The sequence below is a fragment of the Bacillus changyiensis genome, assembly GCF_027706145.1.
Classification (GTDB): Bacteria; Bacillota; Bacilli; order Bacillales; family Bacillaceae; genus Bacillus; species Bacillus changyiensis.
Genome location: NZ_JAQFWW010000001.1, coordinates 1,133,483 through 1,157,035, shown reverse-complemented (window position 1 = coordinate 1,157,035; position 23,553 = coordinate 1,133,483). Strand labels below are relative to the sequence as shown.

At 39.1% G+C, this 23,553-nt stretch carries 23 protein-coding genes, 1 riboswitch and 1 other annotated feature; of the genes, 19 read left to right on the top strand and 4 right to left on the bottom strand.

Features of this window, described 5'->3' with window-relative positions; genetic code table 11:
- Nucleotides 1–14: 14 nt before the first annotated feature.
- Nucleotides 15–827, bottom strand: a complete 813-nt coding sequence (locus tag PDT38_RS06065; protein ID WP_270799748.1) for an undecaprenyl-diphosphate phosphatase — start codon at nt 825–827, stop codon at nt 15–17.
- A gap of 125 nt (nt 828–952) precedes the next feature.
- Between PDT38_RS06065 and PDT38_RS06060 the strand changes: the two genes are divergently transcribed.
- Nucleotides 953–1,132, top strand: coding sequence for a YjzC family protein (locus PDT38_RS06060; RefSeq protein ID WP_270799747.1), 180 nt, complete (start codon nt 953–955; stop codon nt 1,130–1,132).
- Between the two features lie 31 nt (nt 1,133–1,163).
- Here PDT38_RS06060 and PDT38_RS06055 read toward each other — a convergent pair whose 3' ends face one another.
- Nucleotides 1,164–1,352 (bottom strand): YjzD family protein, encoded by a 189-nt coding sequence (locus PDT38_RS06055; protein WP_270799745.1) that lies wholly within the window; start codon nt 1,350–1,352, stop codon nt 1,164–1,166.
- 216 nt (nt 1,353–1,568) lie between these two features.
- On the opposite strand from PDT38_RS06055, the gene PDT38_RS06050 reads away from it, so the two are divergent.
- The 4 genes from PDT38_RS06050 to PDT38_RS06035 all read left to right on the top strand — a co-directional run bounded on the left by PDT38_RS06050 (nt 1,569) and on the right by PDT38_RS06035 (nt 4,164).
- Complete coding sequence (locus PDT38_RS06050; protein WP_270800152.1) at nt 1,569–2,303, top strand: hypothetical protein; 735 nt, start codon at nt 1,569–1,571, stop codon at nt 2,301–2,303.
- Nucleotides 2,304–2,380: 77 nt separating this feature from the next.
- A complete protein-coding gene (locus PDT38_RS06045) occupies nt 2,381–2,938 on the top strand; it encodes a hypothetical protein (RefSeq protein WP_270799743.1) in 558 nt (185 codons plus the stop codon).
- A gap of 75 nt (nt 2,939–3,013) precedes the next feature.
- Complete coding sequence (locus tag PDT38_RS06040; RefSeq protein ID WP_270799742.1) at nt 3,014–3,967, top strand: BMP family ABC transporter substrate-binding protein; 954 nt, start codon at nt 3,014–3,016, stop codon at nt 3,965–3,967.
- Between the two features lie 11 nt (nt 3,968–3,978).
- On the top strand, nt 3,979–4,164 hold the full coding sequence (locus tag PDT38_RS06035) for a ComZ family protein (RefSeq protein ID WP_270799739.1): 186 nt from the start codon (nt 3,979–3,981) through the stop codon (nt 4,162–4,164).
- A gap of 38 nt (nt 4,165–4,202) precedes the next feature.
- Here PDT38_RS06035 and PDT38_RS06030 read toward each other — a convergent pair whose 3' ends face one another.
- The gene (locus tag PDT38_RS06030; protein ID WP_270799737.1) at nt 4,203–4,433 is read right to left on the bottom strand and encodes a hypothetical protein; all 231 of its coding nucleotides are present in this window, start codon (nt 4,431–4,433) and stop codon (nt 4,203–4,205) included.
- Nucleotides 4,434–4,604: 171 nt separating this feature from the next.
- Here PDT38_RS06030 and PDT38_RS06025 point away from each other — a divergent pair, with 171 nt between their 5' ends.
- The 10 genes from PDT38_RS06025 (at nt 4,605) to PDT38_RS05980 (ending at nt 17,134) form a co-directional block, all read left to right on the top strand.
- Nucleotides 4,605–5,543, top strand: coding sequence for a beta-ketoacyl-ACP synthase III (locus PDT38_RS06025; RefSeq protein WP_270799735.1), 939 nt, complete (start codon nt 4,605–4,607; stop codon nt 5,541–5,543).
- Nucleotides 5,544–5,565: 22 nt separating this feature from the next.
- Entirely contained in the window at nt 5,566–6,807 is a 1,242-nt protein-coding gene (gene fabF / locus PDT38_RS06020) for a beta-ketoacyl-ACP synthase II (RefSeq protein ID WP_270799733.1), read from the top strand.
- 83 nt (nt 6,808–6,890) lie between these two features.
- A complete protein-coding gene (locus PDT38_RS06015; RefSeq protein ID WP_270799731.1) occupies nt 6,891–7,673 on the top strand; it encodes a DUF2268 domain-containing protein in 783 nt (260 codons plus the stop codon).
- 150 nt (nt 7,674–7,823) lie between these two features.
- Complete coding sequence (locus PDT38_RS06010; RefSeq protein ID WP_270799729.1) at nt 7,824–8,798, top strand: ABC transporter ATP-binding protein; 975 nt, start codon at nt 7,824–7,826, stop codon at nt 8,796–8,798.
- Nucleotides 8,799–8,803: 5 nt separating this feature from the next.
- Nucleotides 8,804–9,817, top strand: a complete 1,014-nt coding sequence (locus PDT38_RS06005; RefSeq protein ID WP_270799728.1) for an ABC transporter ATP-binding protein — start codon at nt 8,804–8,806, stop codon at nt 9,815–9,817.
- 98 nt (nt 9,818–9,915) lie between these two features.
- On the top strand, nt 9,916–11,550 hold the full coding sequence (locus PDT38_RS06000) for a peptide-binding protein (protein ID WP_270799726.1): 1,635 nt from the start codon (nt 9,916–9,918) through the stop codon (nt 11,548–11,550).
- 87 nt (nt 11,551–11,637) lie between these two features.
- The gene (locus PDT38_RS05995) at nt 11,638–12,588 is read left to right on the top strand and encodes an ABC transporter permease (RefSeq protein ID WP_270799724.1); all 951 of its coding nucleotides are present in this window, start codon (nt 11,638–11,640) and stop codon (nt 12,586–12,588) included.
- A gap of 15 nt (nt 12,589–12,603) precedes the next feature.
- Nucleotides 12,604–13,518, top strand: a complete 915-nt coding sequence (gene opp4C, locus PDT38_RS05990; protein WP_270799723.1) for an oligopeptide ABC transporter permease — start codon at nt 12,604–12,606, stop codon at nt 13,516–13,518.
- A gap of 689 nt (nt 13,519–14,207) precedes the next feature.
- Complete coding sequence (locus PDT38_RS05985; protein WP_270799721.1) at nt 14,208–14,960, top strand: YjbA family protein; 753 nt, start codon at nt 14,208–14,210, stop codon at nt 14,958–14,960.
- A 119-nt stretch (nt 14,961–15,079) separates the two neighbouring features.
- Nucleotides 15,080–15,226, top strand: a riboswitch (cyclic di-AMP (ydaO/yuaA leader).
- A gap of 87 nt (nt 15,227–15,313) precedes the next feature.
- Nucleotides 15,314–17,134 carry an APC family permease gene (locus tag PDT38_RS05980; RefSeq protein WP_270799720.1) on the top strand — a complete coding sequence of 607 codons (1,821 nt, stop codon included), beginning with the start codon at nt 15,314–15,316 and terminating at the stop codon, nt 17,132–17,134.
- Nucleotides 17,135–17,200: 66 nt separating this feature from the next.
- On the opposite strand, the gene trpS is transcribed toward PDT38_RS05980, so the two are convergent.
- On the bottom strand, nt 17,201–18,193 hold the full coding sequence (trpS, locus tag PDT38_RS05975) for a tryptophan--tRNA ligase (RefSeq protein ID WP_270799719.1): 993 nt from the start codon (nt 18,191–18,193) through the stop codon (nt 17,201–17,203).
- Nucleotides 18,194–18,243: 50 nt separating this feature from the next.
- Nucleotides 18,244–18,462 (bottom strand) — a binding site (T-box leader).
- 426 nt (nt 18,463–18,888) lie between these two features.
- Here trpS and PDT38_RS05970 point away from each other — a divergent pair.
- From PDT38_RS05970 to PDT38_RS05955, 4 genes are all read left to right on the top strand, one after another.
- Complete coding sequence (locus PDT38_RS05970; protein WP_270799718.1) at nt 18,889–20,514, top strand: peptide ABC transporter substrate-binding protein; 1,626 nt, start codon at nt 18,889–18,891, stop codon at nt 20,512–20,514.
- A gap of 98 nt (nt 20,515–20,612) precedes the next feature.
- Nucleotides 20,613–21,548 carry an ABC transporter permease gene (locus PDT38_RS05965; RefSeq protein WP_270799716.1) on the top strand — a complete coding sequence of 312 codons (936 nt, stop codon included), beginning with the start codon at nt 20,613–20,615 and terminating at the stop codon, nt 21,546–21,548.
- A gap of 5 nt (nt 21,549–21,553) precedes the next feature.
- Nucleotides 21,554–22,471 (top strand): ABC transporter permease, encoded by a 918-nt coding sequence (locus tag PDT38_RS05960; protein ID WP_270799715.1) that lies wholly within the window; start codon nt 21,554–21,556, stop codon nt 22,469–22,471.
- A gap of 14 nt (nt 22,472–22,485) precedes the next feature.
- Complete coding sequence (locus PDT38_RS05955; protein WP_270799714.1) at nt 22,486–23,553, top strand: ABC transporter ATP-binding protein; 1,068 nt, start codon at nt 22,486–22,488, stop codon at nt 23,551–23,553.

Below are 23,553 nucleotides of genomic sequence, written 5' to 3'. Positions count from 1 at the left end.
ATAAGCAGGTTTTTTTAAGCAAATATGAAGACAGCACCACCAACAATGAAGCAATAAACAGAAAAATAGATTAAATTGCCTTTCGCCATAATATTCATAAACCAGCGTAATGAAAAATATGTTGCGATAATTGAGGCGATGAAGGCAAATAAATAAGGAACGAATAGTTCAGATAAGTGTGGATCGTGAAATATGTCATTGATACTTAAAATTGTTCCACCGAGACTGACTGGTATGTACAGTAGAAAAGAAAAACGCAATGCGGTTTCAGATTTAAGGCCAAGTGCCATAGCCGGTACGATCGTCGCTCCTGAACGACTGATTCCGGGAATGAGTGCAATCATTTGTGAAAGCCCAATAATCGCTGCATCTTTTAACCGCATTTCACCATCGTGCTTTCGTCCGCGCAAATTACGAATCAAAAATAAAGCTAACCCGGTAATCAGCAGTGTGATAGCTGTTACACGGATACCGTCTTTAAAGAAAGCCGATATTTCATCATCAAATAAAACACCAATGACCCCAGCAGGGATCGTAGCGATGATTAAATAAATGATAAATCTGAAATCTGCTTTTCCTTTTTGATCTTTTGTCACCACATAAGACAAGCCGTTTTTTGTTAAGCGAATGATGTCTTTTTGATAAACAAGTAAAACGGCAATTAAAGATCCGGCATTTACCAGCAGTTCAAAGCTAAAGCCTTCTATTTTCAAGCCTAAAAAATGCTGAGCCAGCACTAGATGTCCGCTTGATGAGACAGGGATTGGTTCGGTTAATCCTTGAAGCAATCCCAGCAGGATGTACTTGATCAACATAAAAAAATCCATTTATTTTCCTCCACTTCATACGACTTCTAACACCCACTGAAAAGACGGAACAAACAACTGATTTGTTTCAGTTCTCATGAAACTTTAATAAGCGGGGAAATCTAGAACAAAAGGGGTGAAATCATATGGGACAACAGCATCAATTCCGTCCGGGTCAAAAAGCACCTAATAATGGGGTGTATGTAGAGATTGGCGAAACAGGGAGTATGGTAAAAAACCCGCAACAAATTAGATTGACTGCAGGTGAATTTTTTCCAGAAACGTCCAATCATAACCGACTTTGGACATATAAAAGGAAACCTTAGAAAAAAACCCTGTCTCTTCAAGAGCAGGGTTTTAGTGTTGACTTTTTTCCTTGTTCATAGGCATAATTTCTCCAAGAACAACAACCATCGCAAAGATGACAACACTCATGATTGAGCTTTTGGTTAGATCTAACCCGGCATGACCACCCATGGCTCCTACAATATAAGTCGCCATACATGTTAAAAGGAAAGTCCAAAATAGCCCTACGACAAATCGCATGTTTCCACCTCGTTCTTTTCATTCAATTCTAAAGTTTATCATAACACACATAAATTAAACGATAAAGGGCGTTTTCGTGAACAAAAAGCAGGAATAACCGGAATAGGCGGTTGATATTGGCTTTTCATCATGAGACTGGGACTTTTCCTTATTCGTTTACTCTGTTTTCAACATAAAATAATGTACAGATTACGGCAGGAAGGAGGCAGGCAAATGATGAAGATAACCGAACGTTTTTTTAAAGTCGATTCAGAATGGAATGTCATTCACCTTCCATATCAGCCAAATGGTTTTGCAGTCTTTATTTTCGGTGATCGAAATCATTTTGTTGGTGAAGATTCAAGCTTCTGGCTCCAGCATTATGACAGAAAACGACTTTTAGCCTGTTTAAAAAACGAAGGCTATACTGTTGTAAACAGCAACTTGTTTGGAAGGCATTGGGGTTCTGAAAAAGCGGTTGAATACGCCAAACAGCTGATCCAATATGTCTTCAGACAAGAAATTTTAAATGAAAAAATTCATTTATTGGCAGAAGGGATAGGTGCACTTGTAGCCGACGAACTCCTTCGTTTGATTCCGAATCAGATCCGTTCAGCTGCCTTGCTCAATCCCTGCTTAGATCTTCAAGCACATCATCTTAGCGAAAAAGAAAATAAATTTTTTTATAAACAATTTATGAAAGAGATTTCAGAAAGCTATAGTATTTCTGAACGAGAAGCTATTAGTTATCCATTTAAAACCATTTCACCATACCATAATCTTGTGCCTGTTCATATTTGGCAAAAAATGACTGGTTCACCATATCCCTACACGAGACATGCGAAACCATTTGAAGAACGTCAGCTTAGAGGGAAGTATCAAGTAGAGTTAACGCTTCATTTATTTGATCGGTCAGACCGCATCACTTCAGCAATCGTTGATTTTTTCAAAGCGCATGAAAAAGTATTATAAAGAATAGAATAGTAGCAGCCTATTTTTTATGAGGGCTGCTTTATAGTGAAAAGCTAAGATGGAAAGGTGGTCTCGGAATGGAATCCGTACTTGTCTATGGAGCAGATGAATTTTTCGGCCTTTCATTTTGTGAACATCTGATGGAAGAAGATATAAACGTCGATGTCGTTCTGGCAGAAACAAACGATAAAACAAAACAACTTTTTCTAGATGAGCGTTTGATGTGGCTAGCGAGAAATGAAAAATTTCGTTTAGTCGAACAACATGATATAACGGATTATGATCAGGTGTTTATTCAATATACAGGTGTTGGTCTTGGGGAAATCCAACAACCAATCGTGTTATTCATATATGAACATCAACTGATAAAAGAAGAGCTAAAGGAATGTGCTGAACATATTCAAACGATTGTGCTACCGAAGATGTACGGTCCATGGGATGTGACAGAAATAGATAAAAAAAGCTTGGTAGACCATTTTTTTGTAGATGATGTGGCAGCACAACTCGTCAACTGTACCTGTCGAAAAAAATCATCTCCAATTCAATTTGAAAAAATAACGACAGAACAAGAAGCTTTTGCTAAAATTGAGGCATGGAAAAAACGAATTTCTACAATTTTCGACAATATGAACTGAAGAATCTTTTCATCATGCCCTTGTGGGGCTACAATAAAGATATAGGTATTTGTGTTAAAAGGGAGTTGACAACATATGGTGTACAGGCTCATCATGATCTTTTTGCTTGTTTTTGTCTTAGGTGCATGTGAACAGGCGCCACTCAAAGGCAAAATCGAAAAGGTCGGGATGCTTGTCCCTGATACAATAAGTGATCAAGTATGGGGAACGATAGGTTATAAAGGGTTATTGCGAATTCAGTCTAGCTTTAATGCTGATGTTTATTATAAAGAGAGGGTCGATAATGAAGCAGCCATTAAAATGGCTGTAAAAGACTTTGATAAAAAAAAGGTGAACTTAATTTTTGGACACGGTAGTGAGTATGAAAAAGTTTTCAATGAAATTTGTAAGCAATATCCAGACATTCATTTTGTTTTAGTGAATGGCAGGGCTGACCATGACAATGTGACAAGCATAGACTTTAATGGGGAAGCTATGGGGTTTTTTGGTGGTATGACGGCAGCTCAGAAATCCCATTCAAAAAAAATTGGTGTCCTTGCCACACATAGATGGCAACCTGAAATCAAAGGGTTTATTGAAGGTGCGAAATATGTGAATGCAAACATTGAGGTTGTGACATTGTATGTCGGTCAGTGGGATGATTCAGAAAAAGCCATGAAACTTTATCAAAAAATGAAAAAAGCCGGTGTAGATGTTGTATATCCGGCTGGAGATCGGTATAATGTCCCTGTTATTGAACAAATCAAGAAAGACGGACTTTTTGCGATCGGTTACATAAGCGACCAATCTGATTTGGGAAATAACATCGTTTTAACAAGTACCGTTCAGCATGTTGATGAGGCTTATGAGCTCATCGCCAACAAATTTGATCAAGGAAACCTAACAGGAGGACGGCAGAGGTTTGATTTTCAGGATGGTGTTATTGAAATAGGAAGATTTAGCCCGCAAATCAATCAGTCGTTTCGCGAAAAAGTGAGCGGACTTATTGAGGATTACAAAAAGACAGGGAAACTGCCAAACAAAACATGAGGTGATCGTATATGCAGCACGAAAAATCAATGGAATTTTTACAAATCGCAATGAAATATGTTCCAGAAGCAAAGGAAGAAATGGAGAAAGCGGGAATTGACCTTTCCCCTGAGATGCTTCAACCGTTTATGACATTGTTTACAAAAGTAATGGCAGAAGCGTATGAATTGGGTAAAGCAGACGCACAGCAATTTTAGGAGAATGCCGAAAGCCACTTTCATGTAAAAGTGGCTTTTTACTTGAAAAACTTATCTTTCAAGCTACCTACCATTGAGCCGATTTCTTTAAAGGTAGGTGTAAGTTTATCAATCGAGTCCATAATTTCCCCAAGCTGGTTCATAATATGCGTGTAATTAGCTTCTGTTTCGGATTCCGATTCTTTTTCAAGATCTTTATCAGATGGATCTTCTTGACTTGCTGAATCGGCGCCAAACATCATTTTCGAAAAAAAGTCTTCATCTGCCACTCGTAATCATCCCCTTTCTTCTTTTTATAGTTTTACTATATGAACAGTTTGATCTACTAGATTAGACGAATATATTGCCAACAAAAAAAAAATAAGGTAGGATTAGTACCAGATACTAATAATTACTCACAACATAAGTTGGGGAAAATCATAAATAAAGGAGTCTTTCCGATGAAAGCTGGAATTATTGGAATTGGTCGGTATATTCCTGAAAAAATACTGACAAATTTTGATCTAGAAAAAATGGTTGAAACTTCTGATGAATGGATTCGTACAAGAACAGGAATAGAAGAAAGAAGAATTGCCGCTGAAGAAGAGATGACATCTGATATGGCAGTTGCTGCTGCAAAAAAAGCGCTTGAAGATGCAAATATTGAGGCTGAAGATCTTGATATGATCCTGGTCGCAACGGTAACACCTGATCAGGCCTTTCCGACTGTATCTTGTATGATTCAAGAAAAGCTTGGCGCATTTAACGCCTGTGCAATGGATCTTAGCGCAGCTTGCGCCGGTTTTATGTACGGACTAGTGACGGGTAAACAATTTGTTGAAGCAGGTACATATCAACATGTACTTGTGATTGGAGTCGAAAAACTTTCAAGCATAACAGATTGGGATGACCGCAACACAGCTGTTCTCTTCGGAGATGGTGCTGGTGCGGCTGTTGTCGGTCCTGTCAGTGATGACAAAGGAATCCTGTCCTTTGAACTCGGCGCTGATGGTAGAGGCGGAAAACACTTGTACTTAAATGAAAAAGATCATACAATCATGAATGGCAGAGAGGTGTTTAAATTTGCCGTTCGCCAAATGGGAGAATCCTGTGTGAATGTGATTGAAAAAGCAGGATTATCGAAGGAAGATGTTGACTTTTTAGTGCCGCATCAGGCAAATATTCGAATTATGGAAGCGGCGCGTGAACGTTTGGAACTTCCTATTGAAAAAATGTCTAAAACGGTACACAAATATGGAAATACATCATCCGCATCCATTCCAATTTCTCTTGTCGAAGAACTTGAAGCAGGTAAAATAAAAGATGGTGATGTCATTGTAATGGTCGGTTTCGGCGGTGGGTTAACATGGGGAGCCATTGCTATCCGCTGGGGTCGCTAGAAAGAAAGGTGAGGTGCAACTTATGAAGAATAGTAAAAGAGTAGTCATTACCGGATTAGGTGCTTTATCACCACTCGGTAATGATGTCAAAACAAGCTGGAATAATGCGATTAACGGAGTTTCCGGTGTTGGCCCAATTACAAGGGTTGATGCGGAAGAATATCCTGCAAAAGTAGCTGCAGAACTGCAAAATTTTAATATAGAAGATTACTTGGACAAAAAAGAAGCAAGAAAAATGGATCGATTTACCCAATATGCTGTTGTCGCCTCAAAAATGGCTGTAGATGATGCAAAATTGGAGATTAACGACCAAAACGCAAACAGAATCGGTGTTTGGGTCGGTTCTGGTATAGGCGGCCTTGAAACACTTGAACAACAATTTGAAATATTTTTAACAAAAGGACCGCGCCGGGTTAGTCCATTTTTTGTACCGATGATGATTCCCGATATGGCGACAGGGCAAATCTCAATTGCACTTGGTGCAAAAGGTGTTAACTCATGTACGGTTACTGCCTGTGCAACAGGGACAAACTCAATTGGTGATGCCTTTAAAGTCATTCAGCGTGGAGACGCAGATGTGATGATCACAGGAGGGACAGAAGCGCCATTGACAAGAATGTCATTTGCCGGATTCTCCGCTAACAAAGCGCTCTCTACAAATTCTGATCCGAAAACGGCAAGCCGTCCATTTGATAAAAACCGTGACGGATTTGTGATGGGTGAAGGCGCAGGAATTGTCGTCCTTGAAGAACTCGAACATGCATTAAACCGCGGTGCCACTATTTATGCGGAAGTTGTCGGCTATGGTTCAACCGGAGATGCTTATCATATCACGGCACCAGCACCAAATGGTGAAGGTGGTGTCAGAGCGATGAAAGAAGCGCTGAAAGATGCCGGGCTCAACCCTGAGGCAATTGATTATATTAATGCGCATGGAACGAGTACACCGTATAATGATAAATTTGAAACGATGGCTATTAAAGAAGTGTTTGGAGAGTATGCATACAAACTTGCTGTCAGTTCAACAAAATCAATGACAGGTCATTTGCTCGGTGCTGCCGGGGGAATTGAAGCGATCTTCTCAGTTCTTGCCATTAAGGAAGGAATTATTCCTCCGACCATCAATCTTGAAACACCTGATGAAGACTGTGACTTGGATTATGTTCCACATCAAGCTCGCCATCAAGATGTAAATGTTGTCCTCAGCAACTCACTTGGGTTTGGCGGACATAATGCAACACTCATTTTCAAAAAATATTCATAATAAACTCGGAGAAACGGTTACCAATTAGACGGTAGCCGTTTTTTTATGTTTGCATAACATACGGGTGAAAGGAGTGATCTTTGATGAGTGTTGAAAAAACATATGAATGGTTTGAAAAGTCTTCTTCCATGTATGAATTATCTAGTTATATTCTCCCGTTTTTTAAAGAGGCCTCTATAAAAGATAGTATGGCAATTGTTAAACACCTCCAAACACATGGCATGTTCCGATTTTGGAAAGAAGGGCAGAAAACACAACAAGAGCTAAAGAGAAATAATATTTTTCGATTTGTTAAACAGGAAGAACAGCTACTACGAAATAAATGGAATGGTCCCGATGTTCCGATTATCATCCTTCCTGTCGATGAAAAAAACCGAAAAATTCGCGTTAAATTTGGCTCCAAATCTGGCCTAGCGTTCCATGACAAATTGTTTTTGTTTCTTTCCACTCATTCAACAAAAGAATCGATTTCCGCGATTATGACACACGAATATAATCATATTTGTCGGTTAGATAAAATGCCAAAAGAGGAAAAAGATATGACGCTTCTTGATACAATTATTCTTGAGGGCTTAGCAGAAAATGCTGTTCATGAAAGATTGGGAGAATCCGAAACTGCCAAATGGGTGACATTATACTCACAAAAGCAGCTCGAGCATTTCCAAACCCGAATGTTAAAACCATATTTTGGACTTCATCGTCAGGAGGAACGACTGTTCTCCAGTCTGATGTATGGAAAAGGGTACTTTCCTGAAATGCTTGGATATGCCGTTGGGTACAATATCGTCAATCAATATTTATTAAAAAAAAGGGCGAAAGTTGGTAATGTTTTAGCATTACCTGCCGAAAGTTTCCTATTGACTTAAATAAATGTAAACTATACAAAAATTACTTGATTTTGTAATGGTTATGTAATAATATACAACTATAAAAATATTAAGATAATTCAGTCTTGTTGAAAATGAACATCAGCCTTCACAGATATTTAACTTGTTGTTTATGGAAGGGGAATCTTGATGAGCGCACTGCTTGAAGTCAACAATTTAAAAACTTATTTTTTTAGAAAAAAACAACCGATACCTGCAGTTGATGGAGTAGATTTCTTAATTAAAAAAGGAGAAACAGTCGCATTGGTTGGAGAATCAGGTTCAGGAAAAAGCATCACATCACTATCGATCATGAGACTTGTTGAAAGCTCCGGCGGCAAGATCATGGACGGCTCTATCAAACTTGAAGGGCGTGATCTTGTTACATACAAAGAACGAGAATTATGCAAGATTCGCGGAAATGAAGTCTCCATGATTTTTCAGGAACCGATGACATCGCTCAATCCCGTGTTAACGATTGGTGAACAACTGATAGAGGTACTCATCTACCATAAAAAACTATCAAAAAAAGAAGCTACAAAAAAAGCGGTTGACTTGTTAAAGCTTGTCGGTTTTTCAAGAGCTGAGCAGCTGATGAAAGATTACCCACACCGTTTATCAGGCGGTATGAGACAAAGGGTGATGATCGCCATTGCTCTCAGCTGCAACCCGAAGCTGCTTATTGCCGATGAACCGACAACAGCGCTCGATGTCACGATCCAATCGCAAGTATTGGAACTGATGAAAGACTTGTGCGATCAATTCAATACATCGATTCTTCTCATTACCCATGATCTCGGTGTCGTCTCTGAAATTGCAAACCGAGTGATTGTCATGTATTGCGGACAAGTTGTTGAGAGTGCTCCGGTTGATCAATTGTTTGATAACCCCTTGCACCCCTATACAGAAGGACTGTTAAACTCCATCCCAGTGATCGACGGCTCCATTGAAAAATTAACAGCGATTAAAGGAAATGTACCTACACCAGATAACTTACCTCATGGCTGTCGTTTCGCCCCGAGGTGTCCGAATGCATTTGAGAAATGCTGGAATTCCGAGCCGAGTCTAAAAACCCAGCCGGACGGCCGAAAAGTCAGATGTTTCTTACATGAGGAGGAGGAGTAGGGCTTATGACAGCTGGACAACAGCAACAAAACCTAGAGAATCATGATGAAGTCCTTTTAGAGTTAAACAACGTTAAAAAATATTTTCCGATCCGTTCCGGAGTATTCCAGAAAAAAATTGGTCATGTCAAAGCGGTCGATGGTCTTAGTTTTTCATTAAAGCGTGGTGAAACACTTGGCATTGTTGGCGAATCTGGCTGTGGGAAATCGACTGCTGGTAGAACGATGATGAGACTGTACAAACCGACAGCTGGACAAATTCTATTCAAAGGTTGTGATATTTCAGAACTATCAGAAGATAAACTAAGAAAAAATATTCGTAAAAATATCCAAATGGTTTTTCAGGATCCGTTTGCCTCATTAAACCCGCGAAAAACATTGCGGTCCATTATTCAAGAACCATTTAGAACTCATCATTTATTTAATTCTAAGGAACGCAGTGAAAAAGTGGAGGAATTGTTACAAAGAGTCGGGTTGCACCCGTCTTTTGCAAACCGTTATCCTCATGAATTTTCAGGAGGACAACGCCAGCGGATCGGAATCGCACGTGCACTGGCTTTAAATCCTGAGTTGATTATCGCCGATGAGCCAGTTTCAGCTTTAGATGTGTCCATCCAAGCCCAAGTCATCAATTTAATGGAAGAGCTTCAGGAAGAGTTTCACTTAACATATCTGTTCATCTCCCATGATCTAAGTGTTGTTCGCCACATTAGTGACAGAGTGGGTGTCATGTATCTCGGCAAAATGATGGAGTTGACAGATAAACATGAGCTTTATGACAACCCACTTCATCCTTATACAGAAGCGCTGCTTTCCGCTGTTCCAGTCACAAGAAAAAAAGGGAGTGTAAAACGAGAACGAATCATTTTAAAAGGGGAACTGCCAAGCCCGGCAAATCCTCCAAAAGGCTGTGTCTTCCATACAAGGTGTCCAGCTGCTAAAGCGGTATGCCGGGAAAAAGAGCCAGATTTCAAGGAAGTAAACAGAGGCCATTTTGTGGCATGTCATCTTTACGAATAAAGGGAAGGGCTGTCACATATTTAATCCTTGAAGGGGGGAATGTCTTCTTTTGGAATTCAAGTTGTAAAGACAAGAAATGTTAGAGGGGGACGATCTAAATGAAAAAAAATAAAATTGTGTTCAGTATGCTGCTCATCTTCATGTTGTTATTAACAGCTTGTAATAGCGGTGAAGTTAGCAGCGATAACAATGACGGTAAATCTGATGGAAAACCGAAGCAAGGCGGGGATTTAATTGCTGGATCATACGGGGAGCCAACACTGTTCAATCCGCTTTATTCAACAGATGCTGCTAGCAGTGATATCGAAAATCTGATTTATAACAAACTTTTAAATGTCAATGAAAAGCTTGAACTGGAAAACGATCTTGCTGAAGAAGTCAAACAGTCTAAAGATGGTTTAACAATTGATGCCAAGCTTAAAAAAGGCGTGAAGTTTCACGACGGCAAAGAAATGACAGCTGATGATGTTGTTTTCTCATTCAGCATTCCGCTGAGTGATGATTATGACGGGGAACGCGGTGCAGCTTTTAAGCCTCTAAAATCAGTCAAAAAAACAGGCAAGTATTCCGTTCAGTTTAAACTGAAATATTCAGACCCAGAATTTTATAATGATGCACTAACGAGCTATGCGGTCTTACCGAAACATATTTTAAAGGATGTTCCAATCAGTAAACTTGGTGAACATGAATTTAATCGGAAAAACCCAATTGGAACGGGACCGTTTAAATTTAAAGAGTGGAAACAAGGGCAATATATTAAAGTTGAAGCCTTTGACGATTATTTTAATGGACGACCACATTTAGATTCCATTACGTACAAAATTATTCCGGATTCAAATGCAGCATTGTCACAACTGAAAGGCGGAGATATCGACTACTTTGTTATTCCGGCAGGACCGGACTATAAGACAGCCGAATCTTTTCAGAATGTGAAAATTGAAACAGATTTAGGTTTGAATTATTCATATATTGGCTGGAACCAAAAAAATAAGCTTTTTAAAGATAAAAAGGTTCGCCAAGCATTAACATACGCACTCAACCGTCAAGCGATCGTTGATCAAATTCTTGACGGAGACGGCAAAGTCGCCAATATTCCGGAAAGTCCGCTTTCATGGAACTACCCGAAAGACCATGATAAGATTAAAGCATTTGACTATAATCCTGAAAAAGCTAAAAAGTTGCTGAAGGAAGCCGGCTGGTCAGACACAAATGGTGACGGCATTTTAGATAAAAACGGTAAGAAATTTTCTTTTGAACTAAAAACAAACCAAGGTAATAAAATTCGCGAAGATTTAGCGGTTGTTGTTCAAGAGCAATTGAAAGAAATCGGTATTGAAGTGAAACCGCGGATTGTTGAGTGGAGCGCATTAATTGATCAAATACACCCACCGAAATGGGACTTTGACGCCATCATTCTCTCGTGGAGCTTGTCGACGTTCCCAGATCAGAGCAGTATTTTTCATTCAAAAGAATCGGAAAAAGGTCTGAACAATATTTGGTACCAAAATAAACAGGTTGATAAGCTGCTTGAAAAAGCAAAATCGATGAGTGATCGTGAAGATTACAAAAAAACTTACGAAGAAATATACCGACTTCTAGCAGAGGATCAACCATATACATTCTTGTTTTACCCAAATTATCATCGAGCAATGCCTGCGAACATGAAAGGATATACCTTCCATCCGAAACTTGACTTTTATAAAGCGGAAGACTGGTGGTTAGACCGTAAATAAGCGGAAAATCCCTAAAGGGGAAGGAAGTTGACTATTAGAGCTTCCTTCTCCTTCATTTTAAGAATTTTATAAAAAAGGGGATAAAAAATGATCTCATATATTATTCGTCGAACACTCATGTCAATTCCAATCTTATTAGGTATTACAATTTTGTCTTTTGCGATTATGAAAGCAGCACCAGGAGATCCGGCAGCATTAATGATGGACCCGAATATTAGTACAGCTGACCGTGCGAAATTTATTGAAAAATATGGATTAAATGAGCCTGAACATGTTCAATATTTGAAATGGCTTGGCAATATGGTCCAAGGCGATTTTGGCACTTCAATTATTAGAAAAGGAACCCCTGTCTCCGATTTGATTCTTGCCAGATTACCGAACACGTTATTATTGATGTTTGTATCAACGATCTTAGCACTATTGATTTCAATACCACTTGGCGTCCTTTCAGCAAGGCGTCCTTATTCAAAACTAGACTATGGGATAACCGTTACATCGTTTATTGGGCTTGCGATCCCTAATTTTTGGTTCGGTTTAATTTTGATTATGTTTCTGTCTGTCAATTTAGGCTGGTTTCCGACAGGTGGTGTGATGACACTTAATGCCGATTTTAGTATATGGGACCGGATTCATCATTTAATTTTGCCGGCGTTTGTGCTTGCAACTGCTGATATGGCGGGACTGACACGTTACACAAGATCAAGTATGCTTGATGTCCTCAAACAGGACTATATGCGGACAGCAAGAGCGAAAGGTTTTAAAGAAAACCGGGTTATTTTTAAACATGGACTTCGCAATGGGCTTCTGCCAGTGATCACAATTTTTGGCTTAATGATACCTTCTTTTATTGGTGGAGCTGTTGTAACTGAACAGATTTTCAGTTGGCCTGGCCTCGGCAAATTGTTTGTCGACTCCGCTTTTCAGAGAGATTATCCGGTGATTATGGCGATGACTGTTATTTCTGCTGTCCTTGTTGTCCTGGGAAATTTAATTGCGGATATTCTTTATGCAATCGTTGATCCGCGAATTGAGTATTAAGAGGGGGGACTAACCATGACACAGCCGAATCCAACGACACCTTCACAAGAGATGAGATGGCAGGAAAACATTGCACCAAAACCGGAAACGATGACAAAAATCTTTTTTGAGAAGTTTTTTAAAAATAAACTAGCCGTTCTCGGCGGAATCTTGTTATCTATTATTATCCTGGCAGCCCTTTTTGCGCCGGTGATTGCTCCATATGCGCCTGAACATCAAAACCTCTTAAATAAACTAAAAGCGCCAAGTGCTGAGCATTTGATGGGAACAGATAAATTCGGGCGCGATATTTTCAGTCGCTTGCTGTATGGTGCACAGGTTTCATTGTTAGTCGGTTTTGCCTCAGTCCTTGGCTCAATCACAATCGGCACGATTGTCGGAGCGATTGCCGGATATTTTGGCGGGATCATTGATGCCATTTTAATGCGTTTTGTTGATATCATCCTATCCATTCCAGATATTTTCCTACTGATTACCTTGGTGACAATTTTTCAACCGGGTGTTGATAAACTGATTTTAATTTTCGCCTTAACGAGATGGACGACAACGGCTCGGTTGGTACGAGGTGAGTTTTTATCATTGCGCTCAAGGGAGTTCGTTTTAGCCGCAAAAACGATTGGGACAAGAAGTCATAAAATTATCTTTTCTCATATTTTACCAAATGCAATGGGGCCGATTATTGTCGCAGCAACACTGTCTGTCGGTACCGTTATTCTTTCAGAATCAGCATTAAGCTATCTCGGCTTCGGTGTTCAACCACCAGTGGCAAGCTGGGGTAACATGCTTCAAGATGCACAAAACTTTACCATTATGATTAAGGCGTGGTGGTATCCACTCTTTCCAGGTTTGATGATTTTAATAACGGTGTTATGCTTTAACTTTGTTGGTGATGGACTTCGTGATGCACTTGATCCGAAAAATATTAAATAATTCGTTCGATGAGATATCAACCAATAGCTTTGATATCTCATTTACTTAACAGTCACGACTAATGTGGAGCAGGCAGCGATAAACAAAAAACGCATTTTACAGAGAGATCACTGGAATTGTTCTCAATGAGATTACTGTTTGATAAGTATCAAAGATGTCGCATCAATTAGTGAAGCTGTGAGACCAATTACAATGATTAGATAAGATTTTTTTAGCTTTGTTCAATTATACTTGGAGAAATGCTCCACACATCTCGGGTTGATATGTATTCAGTATTTTATGATCTGAGCCGTAATCGTTGTGTTTTGTTGTGAGGAAGTGAAGTATACTACTCTAATATACACGATCTTGATTGGATCTTTAGGAGTTACGGGCGTATTCTCAGGGATTATTTGGAGTATGTCGGCTGTCTTGCCCAAAAATGTTATTGTAGTGAATTATCTTTTGTAATCCCTTTGGCTCATTGAGCAGAAGGGTTTGTGGCAACAACAATTGGTAGCGAAGCCGTCTTTCTAACGGAGTTTCGCGATAATAGTTTAACGCTTCTTTAAGATCCATTCTTTCATCAGAAAAAATATCGGCAAGAGAATTTGGTTTTTAAAAATTCCATAATCTCTGTTAGATGGAATAATTTCCATCCCCCTTGCCTATACTGTGGACAACAGTTTTTATAAAGTGAGGGGTTAGAAATGTTATTTCTTCATGATGTGTGGGTGAATTGGTTTGAGGGAGAAGAAAATGGTTATAATGTCTGCCACTTTCATGAATGGCGAAAGGAAGATAGTGTTGAATTGCTTGATCAAGTTCCGTTATTGAAAGTACAGTCTGTCTTGTTTCACTACATAGAAAATGATTTATCAGAACTTCCGTCAGAATTACTAAGTGAAGTTTATCAAAAAGCATATATTCGTAAAAACCATGAACGCACACAGCTTGATCACTGCTTTATTGTGACGGATGGTATCGGAATACTTGCAGTCGATACAGCCGGATATATGATTCCTGTCAGAAAAAGTCGTCTTATTCCAAGACAGGAGCAACTTGTTTATGAAATGGTAAAGGATGTTGAGACGAAAAGCTATGAATTTGTACCGGAAAAACTGCAATCTTCAAAAGAATACCATATACTATCATTATCACCAGAGCATGTTATGGGATTAACAAGAAAAGAACGTCAGCTGAAACAACTACTATTCATGGCGCTTGATCAGCTAAAAGGTTTGAAAAACCGTGCTGAGATTGCTTATTGGTACACGGAATGGAATCCTCACATGTACAATCAAATCAAACGGATGTCATTTGAGGAGATCTGGAATATGCTTTTCAATGAAACAATTGAAGGCTGGTCTGACAAGCATCAGGAATTTTGTGAAAATTTAATTAAGGGCCAACCCTTTTTTGAAAAACTTTGGGAAATTGAAAATGAGTCTAAAGTAAACTAAAAATCTTTTTAAACCCGTTTTAACACGGGTTTTTTATTTTGTTGAAAAAATTTCAATAATATGACCAGTTTCATCTTTACAACTGAAATAAACGGGAGTATGATCTTCTCTATATCATGTAATATCAGTCGCTAAGTCCTAAAAGAGCGGGGGAACCAATACCGGTTATTGTAGCCGGTTGGGGTGAATCCTTAAAATAGGTAGGGCAAAACTCACCTGAGCCCGAATCCGTCAGCTAACCTCGTCAGCGTTAAGTGAGAGAAATAAACCCATTCCACAGGGGCTATTCGTCTCTGTGCTTTTTTGTGCTGGAAAATTTAGGAGTAGAGGCGAAGAAGGAGAAGACACATAGCATGTATAGTACACTAAAGCGTTTATTAATCGGTAAACCTTTAAAATCACAACAGTTAGGGGAACAAAAGATATCAAAAACAAAGGCTCTTGCCTTATTATCTTCAGACGCTTTGTCTTCTGTCGCTTACGGTACTGAGCAAATTTTAATTGTTTTGGTTGCCATTAGTTCGGCAGCATTGTGGTATTCATTGCCAATTGCAATCGGCGTTCTCATTTTGTTAACAGCATTAATTCTTTCTTATCGACAAATTATTTTTGCTTATCCACACGGTGGAGGAGCTTATGTTGTATCACGGGAAAACTTAGGGGTGAATCCGGGACTGATTGCCGGAGGGTCTTTACTTGTCGATTATATTTTGACAGTAGCGGTCAGCGTTTCTGCAGGTACTGACGCCATAACGTCAGCAGTCCCTTTTTTACATACCCACCATATTTTAATTGCGGTTTTTTTAGTTGTCGTTATTATGATTTTAAATTTGCGTGGTTTAACGGAATCAGCTTCAATTTTGGCGTACCCGGTTTATTTATTTGTAGTAGCACTTTTAATTCTTATTGCTGTTGGCGGTTATAAAATGATCACCGGACAAGTTGTACAGGTCAATCATTCAACAATCGGCACACCGATTGCCGGGCTGTCCTTGTTTCTATTGCTTAAAGCCTTTTCATCAGGTTGTGCTGCATTAACCGGGGTAGAAGCCATTTCGAATGCAATCCCAGCTTTTAAAGAACCATCATCAAAAAATGCGGCTAATACTTTAGTGTTGATGGGAATATTACTTGGTATTCTTTTTACAGGAATAACCGTGCTTGCTTTCGGCTTCGGTCTCGTACCAAAACCTGAAGAAACAGTCGTTTCCCAAATTGCTTCAGAAACATTCGGCCGGTCATTCCTGTATTATTTCATTCAGGGAACGACGGCACTCATTCTCGTTTTGGCGGCGAATACAGGATTTTCGGCATTTCCGCAGCTTGCATTTAATTTGGCTAAAGATAAATATATGCCAAGAATGTTTACGGTTAGAGGTGACCGATTAGGTTATTCAAATGGGATCATCTTTCTCGGAATCGCCTCAATATTACTGATTATTTTATTTGGTGGTAAAACAGATCATTTAATCCCTTTATATGCGGTCGGTGTTTTTATTCCGTTTACTCTTTCACAAACCGGCATGTGTTTGAAATGGTTCAGACAGAGACCGAAGAACTGGGTTTTAAAAATGTTCATCAATGCCACAGGTGCGGTCATTTCTGCTGTTGTCCTGATGATCCTTTTTATTACAAAATTTAAGCTTGTCTGGTCGGTGCTTGTGTTCATGCCGATCGTTATTTGGATCTTTTATATGATAAAAAGGCACTACAATGCTGTTGGTGAACAGTTGAGAATGACCGAAGAAAATCTACAACCGATCGAAGGCAACATCGTTATCGTACCTATTGCTGGTGTGACAAACGTTGTTGAAAAATCAATCCAATATGCTAAAACTCTTTCAGATCAAGTGATCGCCGTCCATGTATCTTTTGACAAGGAAACAGAAAAAAAGATTGAGGAGAAATGGGCTGAATTGGATAATGGCGTCAGACTTGTCATGTTACGCTCATCATATCGAAGTTTGACTTCACCTTTAGAAAAGTTTTTAGAAACGGTTGAGGCAAAAGCAACGAAATATCATTATTCTGTTATGGTTCTTGTTCCACAGTTCATTCCGAAAAAAAGCTGGCACAATATTCTTCACAATCAATCAGCTTTTTTACTTCGACTGAGATTGCTGTGGAAAAAAGATATTGTTGTAGCAACACTTCCATATCATTTTAAAAAATAGATTTAAAAAGAGGCTGTCCAGTTAGTCAATTTTTGACTATTGGACAGCCTTTTTACTTTTACTGTTTTATCGGCGTTTGCGACCGAGTCCCATCGCATTTTCCATTTTTTTCAGCATTTTGGACGCGGTTTTGTTGGCTCGTTCAGCGCCTTCATCAAGAATCCGGTCCAATTCTTCAGATTCGACCAATTCGTAATAACGATCTTGAATCGGTTTCAGTGTGCTGACGACGACTTCAGCAAGATCGCTCTTGAATTCCCCATAACCTTTCCCTTCATATCTCGCTTCAAGCTCAGCAACAGAGACTTGTCCGAGAATTGAATAGATTGTCAGCAAGTTAGAGACACCAGGCTTGTTTTGTTTATCATACTTGACGATTCCATCAGAATCAGTGACAGCACTTTTGATTTTTTTCTCAAGTTGCTTAGGATCGTCAAGCAAGGTGATAAACGCTTTTTGATTTGGATCTGACTTGCTCATTTTTTTCAGTGGATCGTTCAGCGACATAATCCGAGCGCCAACTGTTGGAATTTTCACTTCAGGTACTGTAAAAATATCATTGTATTTTTTGTTAAAGCGTTCTGCCAGATTGCGGGTTAATTCAAGATGCTGTTTTTGATCTTCGCCAACAGGGACAACATCTGTTCCGTACAGCAAAATATCAGCTGCCATTAAAGGTGGATATGTTAACAGTCCAGAAACAACAGCTTCTTTTCCTGCTGATTTATCTTTAAACTGAGTCATTCGCTCAAGTTCTCCGATATAGGCGACACATTGAAGCATCCAGCCGGCTTGAGCATGTGCAGGAACTTCTGATTGGATAAATAGCGTTGCTTTTTGTGGATCAAGACCGACAGCCAAATAAAGGGCGGCCAAGTTGCGAATGTTTTTTCTCAGTGTAAGCCTGTCCTGTGGCACTGTAATTGCGTGCTGATCAACGATACAGAAATAACAATTGTAATCATTTTGCAAATTAACAAATTGTTTCATCGCACCAATATAGTTGCCAAGCGTAACTGAGCCGCTCGGCTGAATTCCAGAAAAAATCGTTTTCTTCATCAATAATCCCTCTTTTCGATTCAAAATAAAAAGGTTCACTCTGTCCTTATAAAAGGGACGAATGAACCGCGGTACCACCCTAATTATTTCACTATAGGAAAATGAAATCACTTGGCCGTTGTTAACGAAGTCTTCTCCGGCTGTGACTACTGAAAAGGTTCGCCACAGCTGCTCCAAAGCCCATTCCACATTCGCCATTATCCGCTTTCAGCACCGCGGACTCTCTTGAAATGGTGAGAATGTGTACTTTTCTTTTTCACAGCATTTTTTATGATTTTATTATATATAAGATTGATGTGCAAGTCACCAAAGAAGTGCTTCAACCATAAACACTCTATTCTTGTTCTTTGATAAGAGGTAAAAATTATTATTTTATAAAATGATTTTACTGTAAAAAATAAACGTCTAGTTTAGCGTAGTTATGCTTTAAAACGACGAAGAATATTTAAAATATTGATAGAAAATCGAACAAGGATAAATTATTAGAATAAAAAAATAATTTAAAATTAATATTGCAATAAATTATTCAATTATTTATAATGAATTTGTTCACTCAAGTCTAAAGGTTCTTTACATAAAAAATATTCAGAAAAGAGAAAAGAGAGGAAAAAGTGTGTTAAGTCTATTACTTTTTTATGATAAATCTGAATGTTGAAAAAAGTAAGGAACTAAAAATGAAATAGGGGGGTTTCTTTTTGAAAAAACGTTGTTCACTAATTAGTTTATTGATCCTGTTTACTCTAGTATTGAGTGCTTGTGGTTTTGGGGGCGGGTCAGACAGCGGTAAAAAAGGTAGCGAAGGGAAAGACACACTGAATATCAACATTAAAACTGAGCCGTTCTCATTGAATCCGGGGCTTGCAAATGAAAAAGTTGCTTCCACTATTCTTCGTCAAACATTCGAAGGATTAACAACGATTGACAAGGACGGAAAACCGGTAGAAGCTGCAGCGGAAAAGATTGAAGTCAGCAAGGATAAGAAAACTTACACATTTAAACTCCGCGATGGTATGAAATGGTCGAATGGGGATCCAGTCACAGCACAGGATTTTGAATATGCTTGGAAATGGGCGCTTGACCCGAAAAACCAATCACAATATGCTTACCAGCTTTACTATTTAAAAGGCGGTCAAGCAGCCAACAAAGGTAAAGGAAAAATGGATGATGTCGGTGTTAAAGCACTTGATGATAAGACATTAAAAGTCGAACTTGAACAACCGACACCATACTTTACTGAGCTTACTGCATTCTATACTTATTTACCTGTTAATAAAAAAGTTGCTGAAAAGAATCCAAAGTGGTATACAAACGCAGGTGAAGATTACGTATCAAACGGACCGTTTAAAATGACGACATGGAAACATAACAACAAAATTATTCTTGAGAAAAATGAACAGTATTGGGATAAAGATGCTGTAAAATTGAAGAAAATTAACATGGCAATGGTCAATGATACGAATACTGGGTTGAATATGTATAAAAAAGGTGAGATCGACTATGTCGGGGAACCTTTTGATGTCATTCCGACTGATGCGGTTCCAAGCTTGAAAAATGAAGGTCTGAATATCGATCCATATGCATCGGTCTATATGTACAAATTTAATACCGAAAAAGCACCGTTAAACAATGTTAACATTCGTAAAGCATTGACATATGCGATCAATCGTGAAGCAATTGTTAAAAACATTACTCAAGCCGATGAGATTCCAGCGACAAAATTTGTTCCGCCGGTTATCCATGGCTTTGAATCAAAAGAAGGCTACTTCAAAGACCATGATGTAGCAAAGGCAAAAGAGTATTTACAAAAAGGCTTAAAAGAACTAGGCCTGAATAAAGCATCAGAACTGCCAAAAATCACACTTACCTATAATACGGACAATCGTCATCAACAAGTCGCTCAGGCTATACAAGAAATGTGGAATAAAGATTTAGGCGTTAAGGTTGAATTAAGTAATGAAGAATGGAATGTCTACATTGATAAGCTTCATAGCGGAAACTATCAAATTGCCCGGCTAGGGTGGATCGCTGACTTTAACGATGGGATGAACTTCCTTGAAACATATCGTGATAAAGATGGCGGAAATAATGATACGAACTGGGAGAATGCTAAATATAAAGCACTTCTAGAAAAAGCTTCAAAAGAACCTGATGCTGATAAACGCATGAAGCAGTTGAAAGAAGCTGAAGGCATTCTAATGGATGAACTGCCAATCGCACCAATTTTCTTCTACACCATGCCTTATCTTCATGATGAACATTTCAAAGGTTACATTTTACTAGGAACTGGGGAAATCTATCTTAAAACGGCTTATTTTGAATAAAAACTGCATTAAAAGTATATGGGGTCATTTGTTTCCCCCCATATACTTTTCTTTTATCATATGAAGTTCACAAGCTGAATATTCGGAGGTGTATAATTTTGGTAAAATTTTTAGGCCGTCGTCTTGTTTCAATTCTACTTTCTCTTTGGGTGATTGTAACAGCTACTTTCTTCCTAATGAGAGCAATACCTGGTGGACCTTTTTCAGGCGAAAAGAAACTTCCACCTGAGATTGAAGCTAGCCTTAACTCTTATTATGGATTAGACCAGCCTTTACCTAAACAATATCTTGATTACTTATTATCTGTTGTCAAATGGGATCTCGGTCCTTCCTTTAAATATAAAGGACAAACCGTAAATGATTTAATTGGCTCAGGTTTTCCGATTTCTTTTACTCTTGGTTTAGAAGCAATTTGTCTTGCTTTAGCCTTTGGTGTTTTATTTGGTGTTATTGCTGCACTTAATCGAAATAAGTGGCAGGATTATTCAGCCATGATGTTAGCTGTTGTTGGCATCTCTGTACCGAACTTCATTATGGCAGCACTGCTACAATATGTGATGGCAATGAAACTGGGCGCATTTCCAGTTGCACAATGGGAGTCATGGGGACATACCGTATTACCGGCAATAGCCGTTTCCTTCATGCCTATGGCATTTATCGCCCGCTTGACACGCTCCAGCATGCTCGAAGTGCTGAGCAGTGACTATATTCGAACGGCAAAAGCAAAAGGGTTAAGTACATCTGCTGTTACAGTCAAACATGCAATTCGCAATGCGATTATGCCGGTGATTACATATATGGGACCGATGGCGGCATCCATTTTAACAGGTACATTTGTTGTCGAAAAAATCTTCGGTATTCCAGGGCTTGGGATGCACTTTGTCACAAGTATTACAAACCGCGATTATACAGTGATCATGGGTGTTACCGTGTTTTTTGGGGCCATTTTGTTGCTCTGCGTCCTGATTGTCGATATTTTATACGGTTTAGTCGATCCACGTATTAAACTGTTTGGCGCTAAGAAAGGGGAGTAAATAAAATGCAACAAATACCTAAAGACATGTTTGAACCTGTCGTTGTTGACCATCATGAAGCGGAAAAGATCACAAAGAAAAACCTTTCATTTTGGCAGGACGTGTTTCTTAGATTTAAAGAAAACAAGCTTGCTTTGACCGGACTTATTCTCCTCATTCTTATTGCATTAATGGCTATCTTTGCCCCCATCTTATCAAGCCATCATTATGAAGAGACAAACTTAATGAATGCCAATAAACCACCAAGTGCTGAATATTGGTTTGGAACAGATGATTTAGGTAGGGATGTATTTGTTAGAACATGGGTTGGTGCACGGATTTCACTGACAATTGGGCTTTCAGCGGCATTGATCGACGTTCTAATCGGTGTGATTTGGGGTGCGGTTTCCGGTATAAGAGGTGGACGCACAGATGAAATCATGATGAGAATCGCTGATATCTTATGGGCCATTCCTTCTTTATTGATGACAATCTTGCTTCTTGTTGTGATGGGGAAAGGATTAATCACGATGATTGCCGCGATGGTTATTACTGGATGGATCAATATGGCACGGATTGTTCGTGGACAAGTGCTTCAATTGAAAAATCAAGAATTTGTATTGGCTTCAAGAACACTTGGAGCGAAAAACTCACGCATTATTAGAAAACATCTATTGCCAAACATTATGAGTCCGATTTTAGTGACAATGACATTAACCGTACCTACAGCTATTTTCTATGAAGCATTTTTAAGTTACCTCGGACTTGGTGTTCCCGCTCCTTTGGCAAGCTGGGGAACGATGGCAACAGAGGGAGTACAAGGCTTGGAATATTATCCTTGGCGCTTGTTTTTCCCGGCTGCGTTTATCTGCTTAACAATGTTTTCATTTAACGTAATTGGTGACGGATTGCGAGATGCTTTAGATCCGAAGCTACGTAAATAAAGGAGTGAAAAAAGATGACACACTTACTTGAGGTGAAAGATTTAGCCATTTCTTTTAAAACATATGCCGGAGAAGTGCAGGCAATCCGCGGTGTGAACTTTCACATTGATAAAGGGGAGACACTGGCAATTGTCGGTGAATCGGGTTCAGGAAAAAGTGTCACTTCACAAGCAATTATGAAGCTGATTCCTATGCCACCTGGATATTTTAAAAGCGGGCAAATTTTATTTGAAGGACAAGACTTAGTACCGAAAGAAGAAAAAGAGATGCAAGCGATTCGCGGTAAAGATATCGGGATGATTTTTCAAGATCCGATGACATCTCTGAACCCGACGATGAAAGTGGGGAAACAAATTACTGAAGTATTATTTAAACATGAAAAAATTTCAAGAGATGATGCACATAAGCGTGCAGTGGAATTACTTCATTTAGTAGGGATTCCGATGCCTGAACGACGTGTCAATCAATATCCTCATGAATTTAGCGGCGGGATGAGACAACGGGTTGTCATCGCCATGGCATTAGCTGCTAATCCAAAACTATTAATTGCTGATGAGCCGACAACAGCTCTTGATGTGACAATCCAAGCGCAAATTTTAGAACTGATGAAAGACTTACAGAAAAAGATTGACACATCGATTATTTTTATTACGCATGACCTCGGTGTTGTTGCTAATGTCGCCGATCGAGTTGCCGTGATGTATGCCGGACAAATCGTTGAGATTGGAACGGCCGATGAAATTTTTTACAATCCGAAACATCCCTATACATGGGGACTATTAGCATCAATGCCAAGTCTTGATGCTGATGGCGATGAGGAATTGATGGCGATTCCTGGATCACCTCCTGATTTAACAAATCCGCCAAAAGGTGATGCATTTGCGTTAAGAAGCTCTTACGCAATGAAAATCGATTTTGAACAAGAACCACCAATGTTTAAACTATCTGATACCCATTATGTAAAATCATGGCTCTTACATCCTGACGCACCAAAAGTCGAACCACCGGCTGCTGTCAAACATCGGCTGCGCGAGTTCAAGGATCACTATGAAAAACCGCTGGAAGTGAAAGAAGGTGAATGA